The following is an 18,821-nucleotide window of genomic DNA, read 5'->3' on the forward strand; positions in this document are numbered from 1 at the left end:
TAATATATAGCGAGAATCCTTTTTTCATTTATTCATATTTGCAACGGAGGTTGCTCACGAATTAGTTTCAGTGACTGACACCCACATTGACACAATGCCGAATTGCGTTCCTGATTATTAAAACACAATAAAGTGAGCGATCAGAACAATGATTGGCAGTGTAATAAGTGTTCGTTGGATAAAGATAATGAGTAAATCCAAGAAACTGACAGGAATATTTGAACGTAAAATTAAGATTCCAATTTCGGACATATAAACAAGTTGTGTTAGAGATACTGCCGCGACAACAAATTTTGTGAGCTCGCTTTCTAATCCACTCCCAATGACGGCAGGAAGAAACATATCAGCAAATCCAACGAGCAAAGTAGGTGCTGCATCCGATGCTTCTGGAATTCGCATCCACTCAAGCAGTGGAACAAGTGGCGTTGACATGATATTGAAGATAGGTGTAAACTCTGCAAGAATAAGTGCAATCGCCCCGAGACTCATGACAAGTGGGATAAGACCTAGCCAAATGTCGAGAACTGTTTGGACACCGTCTGTCACTAGTTTCATAGGTCTCTTCGATGTGTTTGCTTTTTCAATTGCCTTTGTCCAACCCCATTGCAGTAAAGTTATCCCCTCCGGAACTTCCTCATCGATTTGTTTTCCCACTGGTTCATAATACGTGTTCTCTTTACGGGAAAGTGGGGGAATCCTTGGCATAATGATTGCGGCAATAATACTTGCCACTGTTACAGTTAAATAAAACGGAATGAATAAATGACCAATCCCAACAACTTGCGCAATGACTAATGAGAAAGCAATAGACGCGATGGAAAATGTCGTTGCAATCACCGCAGCTTCTCGTTTCGTATAATTGCCTTGGTCATATTGTTTCATTGTGACGAGTACACCGACCGTTCCAGCACCCATCCATGATGCCAGCGTATCAATCGACGAACGTCCCGGTAGTGTAAATAGGGGACGCATCACCTTTTGAAGGAGAGAACCGAAAAATTCCATCAGGCCAAATTCAACGAGCAATGGAAGTAAAAGGCCAGCAAATAAGAACCATGTAAGTAAAACAGGTGCAAGGTCATATAAGACAACCCCGCCCGTGTTTCTAGATGAAATAAATTCAGGTCCTACTTCAAAGTAAGCCAAATAACCAACTGCAAACCCAAAAATTCGCATGATAATTCCAAATGGTCCTACAAGAAATACTGATTTGAGAAATGGCTTGTCCAGTATAAAGCTAGGCTTAAACGTGACAGTAGCTAGTGTGATGACCATGGTGATTCCTAACATGACTAAAATGAATAATGGGATTTGTTCTCCAAATAGATTGAGTAGAGATGAGGCGAGCACACCAATCCCGATTGTAAATTCACCATTGACTTTAATTGGCACAAGAAATAATAACACGCCGATTAAAGATGGAATGATAAATTTCAATACGCCATATTTCTCCTTAGTTGTTCCATCTTTGCTTAATGTTGTCATTGGTTTTCCTCCTTTGGGTTCAGCTTAATTTCAACTCCATAAGCACTTCTTCAAGTACGGCCAGACCATGATCAATTTGTTCTTTTGTAATGGTTAGTGGTGGAATCATTCGAATTACTTCGCCAGAGTTTCCGCATAGATAGAAGAGTACGCCTTTCTCAAGACATCTATCGAGTACCTCCATTACCGCATCGCCGTCTGGTTCTCCAGTAGCTGGATTACAAAGCTCAATACCAATCATCAACCCAACACCGCGAACGTCTTTTATCATTGGATATTTTTGTTTCATTTCTAGTAGATTTTTCAGTGCATATTGGCCCATATCAGTCGAATTTTCTAGTAGTTTTTCTTCTTTAATAATCTCGAGAGAGGCGAGTGCGGTAGAACAAGCAAGTGGGTTGCCGCCGAAAGTCGTACCGTGCGCTCCTAATGGCCACTGGTCCATCAGTTCTTTTGAAGCAATTGTTGCACTTAGTGGAAGACCTGCAGCAATTCCTTTTGCAACTGCCATAATATCTGGTCTTACATCAAATGTTTGCGCAGCGAACCAATTACCAGTACGTCCAAATCCTGTTTGTACTTCATCAAAAATAAGAAGAATCTCATGACGATCACAAATTTCACGTATCTTTTGTAACCATGCTTTTGGAGGGATAATGTATCCGCCTTCTCCAAGAACAGGCTCGATAATCATACAAGCAACTTCTTCAGGATCGACTTGATGGTCGAACAATTTTTGTACGTCACGCTCCAGTTTTTCCGGGAAAAAGATATTTGGATCTGCTCCTTCTGGAAGGTATTCGGGTAAAGCGTATGGTAGCTGATAGGCAAGCCATGAAGGTTGTAGATGCTTTCTATATTTACTTTTAGATGTCGTAACACTTAGTGCACCGATTGAACGTCCGTGAAAACAGCCCGTAAATGAAACGACATAAGGTCTTTTGGTTACGTATTTTGCAAGTTTTAATGCGCCCTCAATCGCTTCAGTTCCACTATTGGCAAAAAAGAAGTTATCTAATTTTGGCGGTAATATTTTTTGTAGCTCATATGCTAACTTCAAAATAGATTCATAGATAATGACACCAGATGGACCGTGCACAAGATGATCGACACCGTCTTTAATTGCTTGAACGACTTTCGGGTGACGATGGCCCACGTTTTCAACAGCAATACCAGACGTGAAATCTAAATATTTTTTACCATCAGCACCGTAATAATAACAACCTTCCGCTTTTACGACAGGTAGGTTAGGGTGATCCTTTGCCATACTTGGCGCTAGTAAATTTCCGATGTTTTCAACCATATGAAGCCAATCTACTTGTTTAATATCTTTTTGTACCATCATTAACCCTCCTAATTCGATTTGAGTCTACTGAAATTAAGTAATCTCATTCAAATCGTGTATTTTTTTAATTTTCGCACTACTGAAGGTTGACTAATGCCTAGATATCTGGCCATCTCAGTCGTTGTGCGGTAGCGTTCTTGTGCGTTTTTTAACACTTTCTTCTCAACACTTTCCAAAATGCTTGGAAGCGTTCGCCCTTCAAGTCCGATCTTTGATAATCCTGCGTCCGATTCAATCTGGTATTCGACAGGTAAATCATCAAAGGAGATGACAGTAGAGCTACTTTGTACGAAGAGTCGCTCGATTAAATGGATCAACTCAAAGTGATTTCCTTCCCATCCAATAGTAAGTAAAAAATTGAAAACGCCATCCGATAGTTTTTTAGTCATATTGTATTTTTTGGAAAACTGCATTAGGTGAAACGATAGAAGGGCACTTACGTCTTCTTTCCTTTCCCTTAACGGTTGTAAATGAATTGGGACGATATGAAGTAAATAATATAAGTCCGATGCCAAAGTGTGTTCTGCTGATGAAATAAGCCGAACATCCAATTCCCGCGTTTCATCTGTATTAATTGGTGTATATTTCATTTCTCTCAAAATGGTTGCTAGTTTCGTTTGAAGATAAATTGACAATTTATCGATATTTTTTAAATATAACGTTCCATTGTGAGCGACTGTTAACAAACCTGGCTTTTGTTCGTTCCCTAACAGTTCTTTTTCAAATAGCGCCTTTGGAATGGTTTCACAATTCACTTCTATGAAAGCTTCTTCTTTCCTTGAGCTATGATTATGAATCACTTTTGCCAATGTCGTTTTACCCGTTCCATGTTCTCCATAGAGAACTACAGATACATCGAGCGGTGCAACTTTTTGGGCAGTTTCGTAGGCGCGTATCGTTGATCGACTTTCAATGACAAGACCATCAGTTGCAAGTTGCTCTTTTCGAAGCAACAATAATTCTTCTTTGGCCAGAAGCATTTCGTTTTCCAACTCTTTCAGATACTCCTGGATGACGAGAAGTTCTGACACTTCATAGGAATAGCTAATCACAAATTGAACCTTACCTATTTCATCAAAGAAAGGCATGCCTGTAATCAGCACTTTTTGATTGGTTGGTGTCGTTTGGACAACAATAACCTTCTTTTTCTGTTGGAGTACTAGAGGTGTAATCGCTGGGCTAAAAATACCTTCCTTTTCCAAGTCATAAACACATTTCCCAAGAAGATCTCCAGCACCAAGCCCGTAGTGTCTGCCACTAATTTTTGATGCCTTCAAAATGATGCCCTCATGACTTGTTACAATAATATCTTCATCATTGGAATCAATGATCTCTTTCTTGGAATTTGGATATAAATAAAAATTTGTCATATGACCACCTTTCTCTTAAGGGATTATTCAGAAACGAATAATCATTTATGTTTGAATAAATTATACGATACGAAAACGTAATAATCAACTAACGATTTGGAATAGTCAAATAACAATAACTACTGAAAAAGTGCGTCGGGTACTTGTGCGCGGCCTAATTATGAAAATTCAATGTTTGTATAAGTGTTAGAGAGGAATGTCTATAAACGTTGTTACAATCAACTTAACTTCATAGGTGTATGCAATTGTAGTTTGTTGTCTGAATAGTTTTTCGCACAGGTACCTTTCACTGATCATGCGATTGAAGAATACGGCACAATCGATGTATTGTATAACGGCGCTGGTATTCATGATGCTTATAGAAACGTCCTTAAAACGGACGAGGAAGAATTTGATAAATTAATGAGTAGGCCAATCAAATTTATCTTTGATTGGTCTACTTTACTAGCTGTACACTTGAATTCTCATCTAAAATTGTAGATACTTGAGTGATGTATGGCGTTTCAGAAGTAAATGAGAAGTTTGGAGTGTACATTTTGAACAACATCGTAAAAGGAATTTTATTCATGCTTATTTCATCTGTCGGATTTGCGGTTATGACGTTATTTGTAAAATTATCAGGCGATCTGCCATCTGTACAAAAAACATTTTTCCGAAATCTGGTTTCTGTAGTCATTGCATTTGTGCTTGTTATTTATAATAAGGAAAGCTTATTTGGTAAACGGGAAAACCAGCTTGTTTTGATAAGTCGTTCAATTTTTGGAACGTTGGGCATCATATTTCTATTTTATGCAATCGATCACCTGGTTTTATCAGATGCGGATATGTTAAATAAAATGAGTCCGTTTTTAGTCATTATATTTTCAGCACTCTTTTTAAAAGAAAAAGTGTTGCCATTCCAAATGGTAACGATTGTGATGGCGTTTATCGGGATGCTCTTTATCGTCAAGCCTTCTTTTTCAGTGGATTTCATTCCTTATCTCGTTGGCGTATTGTCGGCTATATTTGCAGCGGCTGCGTACACGTTTTTGAGAGTGTTAGGAAATCGAGAAAAATTTTATACGGTTGTCTTTTATTTTTCCTTCTTTTCAACAGTCGTTCTATTACCGTTTTTAATATGGATTTATGAACCAATGACGGGGAAACAGTTCCTGTATTTATTGCTTGCTGGTTTATTTGCGACGGTTGGTCAGTTTGGGATTACGTTAGCATACAAATATGCAGCGGCACGTGATATATCCATATTTACATATTCGACAGTTGTTTTTACGACGATATTTAGTTTTACGTTTTTTGGGGAAGGGCCGGATCTGTACAGTTTAATTGGGTACGTTATTATTTTAAGTGCAATGATATTCATGTTCTTCAGAGGCAGAAAGTCAGCACCTCCAGTATGAGAGTTGAAAAATACACATACACGATTAGTTAAGGTTTTTATTAAAATATAAGGAAGTTCAGTTCTAATAACCATGATTATTCGTTGTTCTGTATAAGGATTAGAGAGGGCTGTTTATTCACTATGTTTGAAATTCCATAAAATTAGGGTATGTATTTATGGTAAACAGAAAACAATAATAGAAACACGTGAATGGGATAGAAGGAGAACAAATGAATGGCATATATTTTATTAATTTTAGGATTTGCATTGTTAATAAAAGGCGCTGATTTTTTTGTTGACGGTTCTTCCAATATCGCGAGGCTACTTCAAGTCCCGCCGATTTTAATTGGTTTAACGATTGTAGCTTTTGGAACGAGTGCTCCGGAAGCGACCGTCAGTATTATTGCGGCACTGGAAGGCAATGCAGATGTTGCAGTGGGAAACGTAGTTGGTAGTAATATACTCAATAGCACGCTTGTTGTAGGAGTGGCGGCTTTTTTATATCCTTTAAAGGTTGAAAGTGAGATGATCAGGAAAGAAATCCCATTTACCTTACTTGCCGGTGTGGCATTGCTCATTCTTATGAGTGACATTGCATTACAGGGATTCAGCGGCAATATGATTACACGCGGTGATGGATTTATCTTCCTGTTATTCCTGTCAATTTTCATGTATTACGTTATTGCAATCGGCCTGAGAAGCCGAAAGAATGCAGCGAACGAACCAACGCCTCAGAATATCAGTTGGGGTAAAAACTTATTCATTACCATATTAGGTCTGGCGGCAATAATATTTGGAGGGGATTTGGTAGTAGGTAATGGTACAAAAATTGCCTACTCCCTTGGCATGAGTGAAACATTGGTGGGACTCACGGTCATTGCAATAGGAACATCTCTTCCTGAGCTTGTCACGTCTATTTCAGCGGCATTGAAAAAAGAAAGTGAAATTGCGCTAGGGAATATTGTAGGGAGTAATATTTTCAATATTTTATTTGTACTTGGTGCCTCGGCTGCAATTTCTCCATTACCAGTGAACGATAAAGTATTTACGGATGTCGTGTTAATGATCGTGTTGACTGTCTTACTATTTATTTTTTCAAGGACCAACTTCAAAGTTGGAAAGCGTGAAGGATTGGCACTTGCCGCCGCTTACATTATTTATTTAGTATATATTATAGTACGGAATTAACGGCGTCGCGATATGGCGCAGAAGATTAGATGGAATTTAATTTTGATGTTTATTCGGAAATTAGGCCACGCGCCTACTCTTCACTAGAATAGAACCTCCTTCAAACTTACGAAGGAGGTTTATTTGCATTTAATTCTTAAAGTATGAATTGAAAGAATATGCGTTGAATTCTATTAACATATGTGTTAAATTAAGGTACATTATGAAGTATTGGCTTCATTCGTAGTGATAAAAGATTTTGAAACTTCATTGGGAGCGAAAGTGATTGGAATTTAAAGAATTAATTCATGAACATTATAACCAACTGTCAGTTAGTCAGAAAAAAGTTGCGTTATACGTCATGGATCATCCAAAGATTGTTGCCATGTCCCCGGCTCAAGTAGTTGGGGAAACAATGGGGGTCAGTGAAACGACGGTGATCCGCTTCTGCCATAGCTTGGGATTTTCAGGATATGCTAAATTGCAAAAAGCAATCCGAGAACAATTGCTATTTCATGAAAGCAGTTTAACAACTTATCAGCAAGCCAAGGTCGAACTCGAACAAGCACCCCATTTTTTTGAGCAAGTGATGACGCAAGATTTAGAGAAAATTATGGAGACGATGAAACAAATTAATGAAGCCGATTATGAAGCGGCTATCCAGCAACTAGCCAAAGCAGAAACAATTTATGTGCTTGGCCTTCGTTCGTCGCATATCGCGGCAAATTGGCTTTCCTATGCGATTGGATTGGTGAGGGATGATGTTCAATTAATACGACCTGAAACGGAGGATGTTATTCAAACGCTTCGTCAAATGAATCGTAATTCCGTCGTCATCGTGATTTCGTTTCACCGTTATTTAAAGCAAACCATTCAAATTACACAGTTGGCTCATGAACAAGAGGCTTTCATTATTGGCATTACTGATTCATTGCTGGCGCCAATCAGTCAATATAGTCATTTGTTATTTCCAATTCATTCGCCAAATCAATCAACACTGGATGCGACGGCTTCACTATTTTCATTTATGAATGCTATTGTAGCCGGATTGTCGGTGAATGACAAGGATCGTTTTGAAGAAAGACAGAATCAGTATCGAGCGATTGCAAGTGATTTCTTATTCGTAGAGGGAGTAGATGAACAATGAAAGCAGTACTAAAGGAGATTAAGCCTATTGTGGATGAAGTATTTCACCATTTGCATACGCATCCCGAAATTAGTTGGCAAGAGGTGGAGACGACTAGATACATACAACAATTGCTAGAAAATGAAGGGTTTCAAGTGTCGACATTTGAGGATTCGACGGGGCTCGTTGTGACGATGGGAACGGGAGACACTTGCGTCGGGATACGTACAGACATTGATGCGTTGTGGCAAGAAGTGGATGGCGTTTATCAAGCGAACCATTCATGTGGACATGATGCGCATATGGCCATGGTCGTTGGCGCGTTACTCGTTTTGAAGAAGTTGGGCATTCCTGAAACGGGACGCTTAAAAGCTATTTTCCAACCAGCTGAGGAAAAGGGGACGGGCGCATTGGCATTCGTGGAAAAGGGAGTTGTTGATGATGTTGATTTCTTGTATGGCGTACATCTTCGTCCGATTCAGGAAATCGGTCATGGGTACTCAGCACCTGCGATTTTACACGGTTCTGCAAAGATGCTAACGGGTGCAATCATTGGAACGGATACACATGGCGCGCGGCCGCATCTTGGACAGAATTCGATAGAAGTCATGGCCCAACTCGTCCATGCCATTCAATCAATCCATGTCGATCCGATGGTGCCGCACTCTGCGAAAATGACAATGTTCCAAGCGGGTGGGGAATCTGCAAATATTATTCCTGGAAATGCCGTTTTCAGTTTAGATATTCGGGCCCAAACAAATCAGGTCATGGATAAATTAATAAGCGAAGTAGATAAAGCCATTTCGTCTGTTGCCAATATGTTTGATGTCTCGATCACCTATGATATAAGTGCTGAAATTGCGGCTGCTGAAGTGGATGAAACTGCTGTCGAAATCATGTCGCAAGCCATTATCGAAACGGTGGGTGAACAATTTTTAGTCCCACCAATCGTTACGCCGGGCGGAGAGGATTTCCATTATTACACATTGAAAAGACCAACTGTTAAGGCAACAATGCTCGGCTTAGGTTGTGATTTATCACCGGGACTTCATCATCCAAAAATGACATTCAATCACGACAGTATACATACTGGAATCGAAATACTCGCTCGAACAGTTAGCCAGACTTTTGAACGACTAGAGGAGTGAAATGATGACGAAGAATTTATCGATACGGAAACTAGAATCGATTGAAGATATCCGCCTGATCCAATCCATGCAGGAGGAGGTTTGGGGGCCGCCCGCGATTCCAACCCACCAAACGTATACAGCTTCGAAAAATGGCGGGCTAGTGTTAGGGGCCTTTATGGATGACGAGATTATTGGATTCTCCTATAGCTTCCCGGGGTTTGCCGATGGAAAGACTTATTTATGTTCGCATATGCTCGGCATTCACCCAACTCATCGAGGAAAGGGAATTGGCAAGCTGCTGAAGGATGAACAACGTAAAATTGCAATAGAAATGGGATATGACCTGATTACGTGGACATTCGATCCATTGGAAAGTCGAAATGCGTATTTAAATTTGCAAAAACTATTTGGTATGAGTCAAGTCTATTTGGAAAATTGTTATGGTGAAATGCAAGATGGGCTAAACAAGGGACTGCCTTCGGACCGGCTTCAAGTCGAGTGGTGGATCTCAAGTAAACGGGTTCAGGAAAACTGGATGCCCGAAAATATTACGTATGAGAGGCCGTTGACAGTAGGCCAATCCGAAAAAGGAAATCCAAAGATTGAAGGGGATTTCAAGAAAGTTCCTGCAAACGGCTACGGCATTGAAATTCCGGTACCATCGGATATTCAATCGATTAAAACGAATGAGCCCGAACTCGCCCTCAATTGGCGAATGAAAATTAGAGCAGCGCTTCAAAGGTTATTTAGTGCTGGCTATGCTGTAATTGGATTGAAAAAGTCAGACGATGGTGTCCATTATTACCAATTGGTTAAAAGAAACACAATTCCACTAACTACTAAACGATGAGGAGAATTTGAATGATTATTAAAGAAGTTACAATCCGTAAAATGAAGATGTCATTAAAAGATCCATTTACAACAAGCTTTGGCACGTTCCGAGATAAAGACTTTTTATTGCTCGAAGCAAAAGATGAGCTTGGCAATACCGGGTGGGGGGAGTCGGTCGCCTTTCATTCGCCGTGGTATAGCGAAGAAACGCTAGAAACAAATTTACATATGATTAAAGACTTTCTACTCCCATTAGTACTAGGTAAAGAAATCGGTCATCCCGATGAAGTGAATGAACTATTTTCTGCAATCCGTAGAAATAATATGGCGAAGTCAACGGTTGAAGGAGCGATTTGGGACCTTTACGCAAAGCGAAATAAACTGACGTTAGCCGAAGCATTAGGTGGAGAACAAGAGAAGATTGAAGTGGGCATCAGTATCGGGATCGATGAAGATATGAATCGTTTAGTCGAAACGGTTGGTGGTTTTATTGAAGAAGGCTATAAACGGATCAAAGTGAAAATTAAGCCTGGTTTTGATGTTGAAGTGATGCGCGAGCTTCGAAGAAATTTTCCGGATGTTCCAATGATGGCGGACGCGAATTCAGCGTATACGCTTGAAGATGTTGACCTGCTGAAGCAACTAGATGAATTTAATTTAACAATGATTGAACAGCCTCTTGCTTCTGATGATATTATTGACCACGCGACTTTGCAAAAACAATTGGAAACACCAATCTGTTTAGATGAAAGTATTCATTCATTAGAGGATACGCGAAAAGCAATCGAACTTGGAAGTACAAAAATCATTAATATTAAAATTGGGCGTGTCGGTGGATTGACGGAATCGAAAAAAATTCATGATTACTGCATGGAACGTGGCATTCCGGTTTGGTGTGGCGGCATGCTTGAGTCGGGAATTGGACGCGCGCATAATGTAGCGCTGACAACACTTCCGAATTTTATCTTACCGGGTGACACAGCGGGTTCATCGCGTTACTGGGAACAAGATATCATTTCTCCGGAAGTTGTCGTAGAAGATGGCTATATTACAGTACCAACTGGATACGGAATTGGATACGAGCCGGATTTTGAAGCAATGGATCAATTTACTGTAGAGAAAATGCATTTTAAAGCAGAGTAAGTGGTAGGGGTGAAAGTTTACACCCTTTACACCTTAAATGTTCAGAAAAAACAAACAACTGGGCATTGCATAATTAAAGGGGAAATTTTATGAAGAAAAGTGTTCAAATGGGCGGGGCATTTATCGGCGTGATCGTTGGCGCGGGCTTTGCATCTGGTCAAGAAATTTTACAGTTTTTCAGTAGTTTTGGGTTAATTGGCATTGTAGGTGCGCTTGTTGCAACTGGCTTATTTGCTTTCATCGGGATGAACTTGACGCAGCTTGGCAGTCGCCTGCAGACGACATCCCACCAAAGTGTGATTTACCATATTTGTGGGCGTTATTTAGGTGTACTTGTTGACTTTGTCATTACATTCTTTTTGTTTGGCGTTACGGTCGTTATGTTTTCCGGGGCAGGCGCCATTTTTGAACAGCAGTTTGGCTTGCCCGCTTACCTTGGAAGTATCATCATGGCGGTATTGACAATTATCACCGTAACCTTGAGTGTGCAAAAAGTGATTCAACTCATTAGTGCATTCACACCGTTTCTATTAGTATTAGTGATTATCATTGTCGTTTATTCTCTAGTTAATTTTGACTATTCTACTGCAAGTATTCAAGCAGCTGTTACGAATAAAAATCAAGGGGCCTCCAATTGGTTATTAGGTGCATTTTTGTATGTATCTTATAATATTGCGGCTGGCGCTGCGATGCTTACCGTCATGGGCGGCACAGTGAAAGATGAAAAAGTAGCCGCATGGGGTGGAATTATCGGAGGACTTGGCCTGGGTCTTCTCATCCTTCTCATACATATCTCCATGCTGACACAGTTAAAAGAAATTTCAGAAGTGCCAATGCCGATGCTATTTTTGGCAAACAATATGAGTCCAGCGGTTGGCGCAATCATGTCGATTGTTTTACTTGGAATGATTTACAACACAGCAGTCGGAATGTTGTACGCATTTACGGCGCGCTTTATTCAACCAGGAACAAAAAGATTTAGAGGTTCTGTCGTTGGGTTCGGATTAGCCGCATACGGGGCAAGTTTTATTGGATTCATTACGCTCGTTGGAACTGTTTATCCCGCGATGGGCTACCTAGGTTTTACATTAATCGCCGCGATTATTTTCGCATGGATTATGAAGAAAAGAGCGCCGGTTAAAGTTTGAATATAGATTTTTTGGTACCAGTTTCCAATACAATTTCTAATTGTTCGGAACCTGGTACCTTTTACTATGAACAATTCAGTATTTAATAGCATTCGTTATAAGATAATCGTGAACACGCAATATGGTATTAGTCACAAAACCTTCATCGTAAATGTAAATAGTTCGAAAGTCGTTAATTTTACAATTACTGTTGACATCCATTTCAGACAATTCTATTATGAAAACAGTGCTTCCAACGCACAGAAAGTTCAAATTATTTATATATCTTTTTGCAAGAATAACCCATTTTTCACTAGATTTTAAAATAGTTGAGTGGGTGGATGAAATAGTATGTTAGTGAATATAAGATTTAGAAAGTGTCTTTCATATTCAGCGAATAATTGTTTGAAAAAAGCTGTTTCTTCAATGAACAAAAGGAACCCTAACACACGAATTCCTTTTGCAAGGCGCTAATTTTTGCTCTTCATACTGCAAGGCAGAAAACAGCCCAATGATGATGTCGCCAGCAATTCCTAAGCGGGCGATAATCAAAAGTCACCAATTACCCTTGTTATATCCACTTTATAATTCTTCATGAGGACTTATCGGGAATGTAAAAACAATCCTTGATCAGCCACCCTCTCTAAAATTCTCTTATCTTGATACGATTAACATCGTACTGCGGGAACGATCTTTTCACATGAATAAATTCTCAAGTTTCATAGGATCAACAATGGTTATTCAATTGTTTAGAAGGTGTAAATAATTCCTGCTAATATGTGGGTGAAAAGCACTGAAGTCAAACTTCATCAAAAAAACGCCAAGGTGAAACATTCGTAATGGTGGTCGGACTTGGAGGTGAATGTTTTGGTAATAAGTAAGCAGGGATCAACAGCAGTCGCTGAGCAAGAAGAGACCCTGGTCTTCAGAGTACCAACGGAAGATGACGGCAAAGCAATATGGAAACTGATTAAAGAAACCGGTGTACTCGATTTAAACTCTTCGTATAGTTATTTAATGTGGGCGAAGTTTTTTGACCAAACCAGTGTAGTTGTTGAAACAAACGAACAAATTGTCGGTTTTATATCGGGCTTCATACAACCGAATACGCCAGATACGCTTTTTATTTGGCAAGTTGCAGTCGATGAAACCCAGCGACAGAAAGGGCTTGCTTCAAGGATGTTGCAAGCGATTTTGCATCGCTATGCATGTCGGAATATTCGGTATTTGGAGGCGACTGTAGGGACTTCAAACGAAGCATCCGAAGCCTTATTTCAAAAGTTATCAAGAGACTTGAAGACGGCGTACCATGTGACAGAATTTTTTACTGAAGACCAGTTTCCAGGAAAGGGACACGAAGACGAACGGTTATTCAAAATCGGCCCCTTTCAGCAAGTATGAAAATGAGAACAAAATAATTGAACGTAAAAAGTGGAGGAATGTCAAACCAATGTTATTAACTAAAGAAAAAAATGGTATGGAAATTATTGAAGAACGTGAGTCAGCAGTCAGAAGTTATAGCCGTAGTTTTCCAACAGTATTTGAGAAAGCGAAGGATCATTTGGTGTGGGATGTAGACGGTAAAGAGTATATCGATTTCTTCGCAGGTGCAGGTTCACTGAACTATGGCCATAATAATGAGAAGATGAAGACGAAAATCATGGACTATGTGATGAACGATGGCATCTCACATAGCCTGGATATGGGGACGGTTGCCCGGGCTGAATTTCTCGAGACATTTAACGAAGTTATTTTAAGGCCACGGAATTTAGATTATAAAGTGATGTTCCCAGGTCCAACTGGAACAAACACAGTCGAAAGTGCCTTAAAGATTGCAAGGAAGGTAACTGGACGTCAGAACATTATAAGCTTTACAAATGCTTTTCATGGTATGACGTTGGGTTCGCTATCTATCTCGGGAAATTCATCAATTCGTAACGGAGCCGGGGTCCCGCTGACAAACACGATTTCCATGCCGTATGATACTTTCTTTAAAAATGGCAATGCAATTGATTATCTTGAACAGTATTTGGAGGATACCGGAAGTGGGGTAGACCTGCCGGCGGCCATGATCCTAGAAACAGTTCAAGGGGAAGGCGGCATCAACGCTGCAAGCTTTGAATGGTTACGAGGGATTGAAAAGTTATGCCGTCGTTATGATATTTTGCTCATTATCGATGATGTGCAAGCGGGGTGTGGTCGAACCGGCACGTTCTTTAGCTTTGAACCCGCAGGCATCCAACCTGATATCGTTTGCTTGTCTAAGTCAATTGGTGGGTATGGTTTGCCATTAGCCATCACGTTAATTAAACCAGAACATGATATATGGGAGCCAGGCGAACATAATGGCACATTTCGTGGTAATAATATGGCAATCGTCGCTGCGACAGAAGCCTTATCTTACTGGAAAACAGACGACTTAGCGAAATCTGTTCAAAAGAAATCTAAGATTATAAAATTGCGTTTCGAGCAAATCGTTGAAGATTATCCAGAATTAAAAGCGACAACACGTGGCCGAGGTTTTATGCAAGGCATCGCATGTGGAAAAGGAAAAGAGGCATATGCAACAAAAATTTGTGCGAAAGCTTTTGAAAAAGGGGTCATCATGGAAACGTCAGGACCTAGCGGGGAAGTCGTGAAATTTCTAGGCGCGTTAACAATTGACGAAACGAGTTTAATCAAAGGCTTAGGTATTTTAGAAGAAGCAATTGAAGAAGTCGTTCGTCAATAAGGATAGATGATGTGTGAATGGATTTTGTATCAACGTGTAGGTCGGATAAGTCAGGACACGTCCTGCTCGTGATAAGTTGCCTACCTCAAAACTTTAGGTGGGGGATAGGGAACCCCCACTCATTAAATTTTTTTAACTTACAAAGGGAGAGATGAAGAAATGATCGTTCGAACGATTGATGAAATCATAGGAACAGAAAATGAAGTGGAATCGGACACATGGACGAGTCGCCGTTTACTACTTGAAAAAGATGGCATGGGCTTTTCATTTCATGAAACGATTATCTATGCAGGTACAGAAACGCATATCCACTATCAAAACCATTTAGAAGCGGTGTACTGTGTCGGTGGAGATGGAGAGATTGAAACGGTCTCGGATGGAAAAGTGTATCCGATTCAAGACGGAACGATGTATGCATTGGATCAACATGATGAGCATTATCTCCGCGGGGGAAAAACGGATATGAGGCTAATTTGTACATTCAATCCACCGCTCGTCGGTACCGAAACACATGATGAAAATGGTGTGTACCCACTTCTTTCGAAACAACCTGTTGGAAAATAAGGTGAGTTTTGATCAAATGTCCTATATTGTCATCATAGGTTGTACAGAGATTCCTTACGCTAATTGTCTGAGGGAACACTGGAATAAAATAGCCTTTATTGTTAACAATAAAGGCTTTTTATTTCTTGAATAAACGAGTTCCTTCTATTTATATAGTGCTGATGATCGCACTGGCACTGTAGGAATATATTACCGTTGAAAATAGCGCTCCTTTATTATAAGATACTAATACAAGCTGCATTGTTCGTATCATTATTAAGTTTTAACCTTTAAGCTGTAAAAGGGAGTTTTATGATTGAAACTGAAATGGCAAGCCTCGTTCTTTTAATTAACAACGAGGACAGACAGGCAAGTTTCTGCGAACACCCACTTTGAGGAGTGGTGGTTTAAAACTTTCTAGAGACGTACGGCAGAGGCGGCTGATACATAATTCATAATAAATATGCTAACTATATATAAGCATCCTCCGAAACTCACACAAATGGTCCGTTATGCAATTGAACATTGATGGCGGACAATCCATTTCATAATTATAAATAAGTGCGAAAATCACCAACGTTAATTATTCAAAAATATACCCCCCTTCAAACTTTTGGCAAAAAAAGTTCGAAGGGGGGATTTGCATTTGCACTAAAAAGTATTATGATTCGTAATGAAGAAATGAAAGAATATACATTGAATTCTACGAATATACGTGATGAGATAGTTAAACTACTTCCATATATCCATATATTTTTTTTTGTATTTTTTATCGTCAACCGTTTCAATTAAATCCAGGGCCGTTTGTTTTATATACTCATCATTGAAGCTGTCATATAGATTTTTCATGTTTTGAATAATGTCATTACGAATTAAGGTGAAATTCTTTTCATCTACACATTTTTTAAAGCGTTCAACCAAAGCCTTCATAACCATTTCTTGTTGGGCTGTCCCTGCGATTCCGACTTTCCATATAGATTGTAGACTATGTCTAGCCGTAACAAACTTTTCATCTTTAGTTACCTCCCACAATTTAGGGAAATCTTTCATCATTCTCATCTCTGGGTCGCTTTTGGCAAGATTGGCTAAATATTGTGCCGCACGAGATCGTTGATGGTTATCTTTATGAGTTAAGTCCTCTATTAGTTGATTCCACACCTCGTAAGCCCAATCAACTTGTTTATCAGTTGCATTTAAAATACTTTGATAGGCTTCATAACGCTCATCTTTATCGCCCGATTTTGATTTTTCAAATGCCAATTTTATTTGATTATCCATTTTTTCTCCACCTTATTTCATGTTATAACGCTGACAAGTAGTCATTTAATTATTATTCTAACCAAAATAATAACATACACCATTTGCAAAATAACCATTACTGGTATAAGTCTTTTATCCTAATTGAACTAACCTGCACAGTTACCTCAATCACATATCCTCATTCTAACATTTAATCATATTCAATACACATGAATAAGGATAGCCTTTATCAAATGGATTGAACGGATGGCTGTTTTCGTGAGGGGAATTGGATAACTCATACAATAAATCGGTTGAATAGGAACAGAATGATGACCCTGGTACTCCTGTATTTTATCAGCAGGAGTGAAGTATCTTAAATCAACCATACTTTATATTAATCGATATGTAGCAAATTATTAAACTTTCAGTTACAATACTTGGTAGTAGGAATTTTTTTAAAATTAAACCCTACTTATTCAATGTGTTTAATTTACTTTAGGGGGAAATGAAATGAGGAAGAGAATTTTATTTAGTTTTTTAGTAAGCCTTCTAGCAGTAATAATAGTGGCTTGCAGTAATTCATCTGAAGAGAATGAGAGCAATTCAACAGGTGAGCAAAGTGACGAAAACACATCGGAGGCAAGTGATTTAACCATTATGCTTGGCTCTGATCCAAATTCACTCGATCCACACGGCGCTAATGATGGCATATCTTTATATGTCATGAGTACGATGTATGACAAACTTGTTTATTTGGATAAAGATTTAACAATCACACCTGGACTTGCGGAAAGCTTAGAACAAATTAGTGATACGGTTTGGGAAGCAAAAATTCGTGAAGGTGTAGAATTTCATGATGGGTCTAAGCTTGATGCTGAAGTTGTGAAAGCGAACTTGGACCGGGTAAGAGATCCAGAAATTGCTTCACCTCTTAGCTTTTTGTACGACATGATTGAAGAAGTAGAAGTGATTGACTCCTATACGGTGCATATTAAAACGGCATATCCATTTGCATCTCTCCCTGCACATTTGGCGCATCCGGGAGGCAGCATGATTAGTAAAAAATCGATTGATGCGGATAATGAAGCCGTTAAAAATGGTGCACTACCTTTTGCAACGGTAAATGAGGCACCGGTCGGGACAGGCCCTTTTAAATTTGAATCACGTGAGCATGGCGTTGCAATTAAAGTTGTCAAAAATGAAAAATATTGGGATACAGAAAAAGCGAAATCAGCGTCCATCACATTTAAAACAATTCCTGAGGACTTTACAAGAATCGCAGAGTTAGAAACAGGCGGAGCGGATTTAATCTATCCTATAAGTCCTGTAGATGTTGCGCGAATTGACGCATCAGATTCAGCTCATGTTCAACAATCAAAAAGTTCTAACCTAACATATTTAGGTTTTAATACAGAAGTTGAGCCGTTTAATCAGAAAGAAGTGCGTCAAGCGATATCGATGGCAATTAATAAAGATAATTTAATTGATGGAATATTGGAAGGTAGAGCTTTACCTGCTATTGGTCCAATCGCTCCGACAGTTTTTGGATATTCAGACTCGATTGATACACTTGGCTATGACGTGGAAAAAGCAAAAGAATTAATGAAAGAAGCCGGTTATGAAGATGGATTTAAAACTACATTGTTAACGTATGAAACGAGCGCAAATGCTGATTTAGCAATATTTTTACAGGCAGAGCTAAAAAACATTGGCATTGAAGTAGACATCGAAACTGTGGAAACGGGCGCCTATTTGGATGCGACTGGTGAAGGTAATTCAGAAATGTTTATCGGTGCATGGGGAACAGTTACGTTAGATGCAGATTATGGGTTATATCCGATGTTCCACTCCTCGAATGCAGGTTACTCAGGCAACCGGTCGTTTTTAAAAAATGATGCTATAGATAAAGTGCTTCAAGCAGCGAGAGAAGAAGGCGATGAACAGAAGAGGCTAGAACTCTATGAAGAAGCACAAAATTTATTAGCTGAAGAAGCGCCAGTTGCTTATTTGTATCACTCCGAATTATTAGCAGGATTGAATAATGAGGTAGAAGATTTTTGGCAATATCCGAGTAGTATTTTTTTCTTGCGAGACATGCATAAATAAAGGTGTCAAAATTATAGAGAGGAATTCCTACAAACGTTAATACATTCAACTTCTTTTCAAAGGAGTGTGCAATTGATAGCAATAGGTAAGGCTTTGA

At 39.3% G+C, this 18,821-nt stretch carries 15 protein-coding genes and 1 other RNA gene; 12 read left to right on the forward strand and 4 right to left on the reverse strand.

Going from position 1 to position 18,821, the window contains the following annotated elements:
* Positions 1-117 precede the first annotated feature (117 nt).
* Genes AB1H92_RS05175 through AB1H92_RS05185 form a run of 3 tightly spaced genes read right to left on the reverse strand, consistent with a single transcriptional unit; the run spans position 118 to position 4,200 of the window.
* Positions 118-1,485: a YjiH family protein gene (locus AB1H92_RS05175; protein WP_115361807.1), complete on the reverse strand. Its 1,368-nt coding sequence runs from the start codon at positions 1,483-1,485 to the stop codon at positions 118-120.
* Between the two features lie 19 nt (positions 1,486-1,504).
* Entirely contained in the window at positions 1,505-2,827 is a 1,323-nt protein-coding gene (locus AB1H92_RS05180) for an aspartate aminotransferase family protein (protein WP_115361805.1), read from the reverse strand.
* Between the two features lie 50 nt (positions 2,828-2,877).
* Positions 2,878-4,200 carry a sigma 54-interacting transcriptional regulator gene (locus tag AB1H92_RS05185; protein WP_115361804.1) on the reverse strand — a complete coding sequence of 441 codons (1,323 nt, stop codon included), beginning with the start codon at positions 4,198-4,200 and terminating at the stop codon, positions 2,878-2,880.
* Positions 4,201-4,736: 536 nt separating this feature from the next.
* Here AB1H92_RS05185 and AB1H92_RS05190 point away from each other — a divergent pair.
* From AB1H92_RS05190 to ssrS, 11 genes are all read left to right on the forward strand, one after another.
* The gene (locus AB1H92_RS05190) at positions 4,737-5,597 is read left to right on the forward strand and encodes a DMT family transporter (protein WP_172481047.1); all 861 of its coding nucleotides are present in this window, start codon (positions 4,737-4,739) and stop codon (positions 5,595-5,597) included.
* A gap of 215 nt (positions 5,598-5,812) precedes the next feature.
* The gene (locus AB1H92_RS05195; RefSeq protein WP_115361800.1) at positions 5,813-6,766 is read left to right on the forward strand and encodes a calcium/sodium antiporter; all 954 of its coding nucleotides are present in this window, start codon (positions 5,813-5,815) and stop codon (positions 6,764-6,766) included.
* Between the two features lie 265 nt (positions 6,767-7,031).
* Positions 7,032-7,892, forward strand: coding sequence for a MurR/RpiR family transcriptional regulator (locus AB1H92_RS05200; protein WP_115361798.1), 861 nt, complete (start codon positions 7,032-7,034; stop codon positions 7,890-7,892).
* Positions 7,889-9,019 carry a M20 peptidase aminoacylase family protein gene (locus tag AB1H92_RS05205; RefSeq protein ID WP_115361796.1) on the forward strand — a complete coding sequence of 377 codons (1,131 nt, stop codon included), beginning with the start codon at positions 7,889-7,891 and terminating at the stop codon, positions 9,017-9,019. Before AB1H92_RS05200 ends, AB1H92_RS05205 begins: the two co-directional genes overlap by 4 nt.
* A 4-nt stretch (positions 9,020-9,023) precedes the next feature.
* The gene (locus AB1H92_RS05210) at positions 9,024-9,851 is read left to right on the forward strand and encodes a GNAT family N-acetyltransferase (RefSeq protein ID WP_115361794.1); all 828 of its coding nucleotides are present in this window, start codon (positions 9,024-9,026) and stop codon (positions 9,849-9,851) included.
* An 11-nt stretch (positions 9,852-9,862) separates the two neighbouring features.
* Positions 9,863-10,975, forward strand: coding sequence for an o-succinylbenzoate synthase (gene menC / locus AB1H92_RS05215; RefSeq protein ID WP_115361791.1), 1,113 nt, complete (start codon positions 9,863-9,865; stop codon positions 10,973-10,975).
* A gap of 89 nt (positions 10,976-11,064) precedes the next feature.
* The gene (locus AB1H92_RS05220; protein ID WP_115361789.1) at positions 11,065-12,123 is read left to right on the forward strand and encodes a hypothetical protein; all 1,059 of its coding nucleotides are present in this window, start codon (positions 11,065-11,067) and stop codon (positions 12,121-12,123) included.
* Positions 12,124-12,969: 846 nt separating this feature from the next.
* On the forward strand, positions 12,970-13,503 hold the full coding sequence (ectA, locus tag AB1H92_RS05225) for a diaminobutyrate acetyltransferase (protein ID WP_243835724.1): 534 nt from the start codon (positions 12,970-12,972) through the stop codon (positions 13,501-13,503).
* 49 nt (positions 13,504-13,552) lie between these two features.
* Complete coding sequence (ectB, locus tag AB1H92_RS05230) at positions 13,553-14,833, forward strand: diaminobutyrate--2-oxoglutarate transaminase (protein WP_115361787.1); 1,281 nt, start codon at positions 13,553-13,555, stop codon at positions 14,831-14,833.
* Between the two features lie 159 nt (positions 14,834-14,992).
* Entirely contained in the window at positions 14,993-15,397 is a 405-nt protein-coding gene (locus tag AB1H92_RS05235; RefSeq protein WP_115361786.1) for an ectoine synthase, read from the forward strand.
* A 229-nt stretch (positions 15,398-15,626) separates the two neighbouring features.
* Positions 15,627-15,823: non-coding RNA, 6S RNA (gene ssrS, locus AB1H92_RS05240), on the forward strand.
* Positions 15,824-16,108: 285 nt separating this feature from the next.
* On the opposite strand, the gene AB1H92_RS05245 is transcribed toward ssrS, so the two are convergent.
* Positions 16,109-16,654, reverse strand: a complete 546-nt coding sequence (locus AB1H92_RS05245; protein WP_115361784.1) for a hypothetical protein — start codon at positions 16,652-16,654, stop codon at positions 16,109-16,111.
* A 474-nt stretch (positions 16,655-17,128) separates the two neighbouring features.
* Here AB1H92_RS05245 and AB1H92_RS05250 point away from each other — a divergent pair, with 474 nt between their 5' ends.
* Positions 17,129-18,724, forward strand: coding sequence for a glutathione ABC transporter substrate-binding protein (locus AB1H92_RS05250; protein ID WP_115361781.1), 1,596 nt, complete (start codon positions 17,129-17,131; stop codon positions 18,722-18,724).
* Positions 18,725-18,821: the final 97 nt, after the last annotated feature.

It is taken from the genome of Sporosarcina pasteurii, assembly GCF_041295575.1.
Taxonomy (GTDB): Bacteria; Bacillota; Bacilli; order Bacillales_A; family Planococcaceae; genus Sporosarcina; species Sporosarcina pasteurii.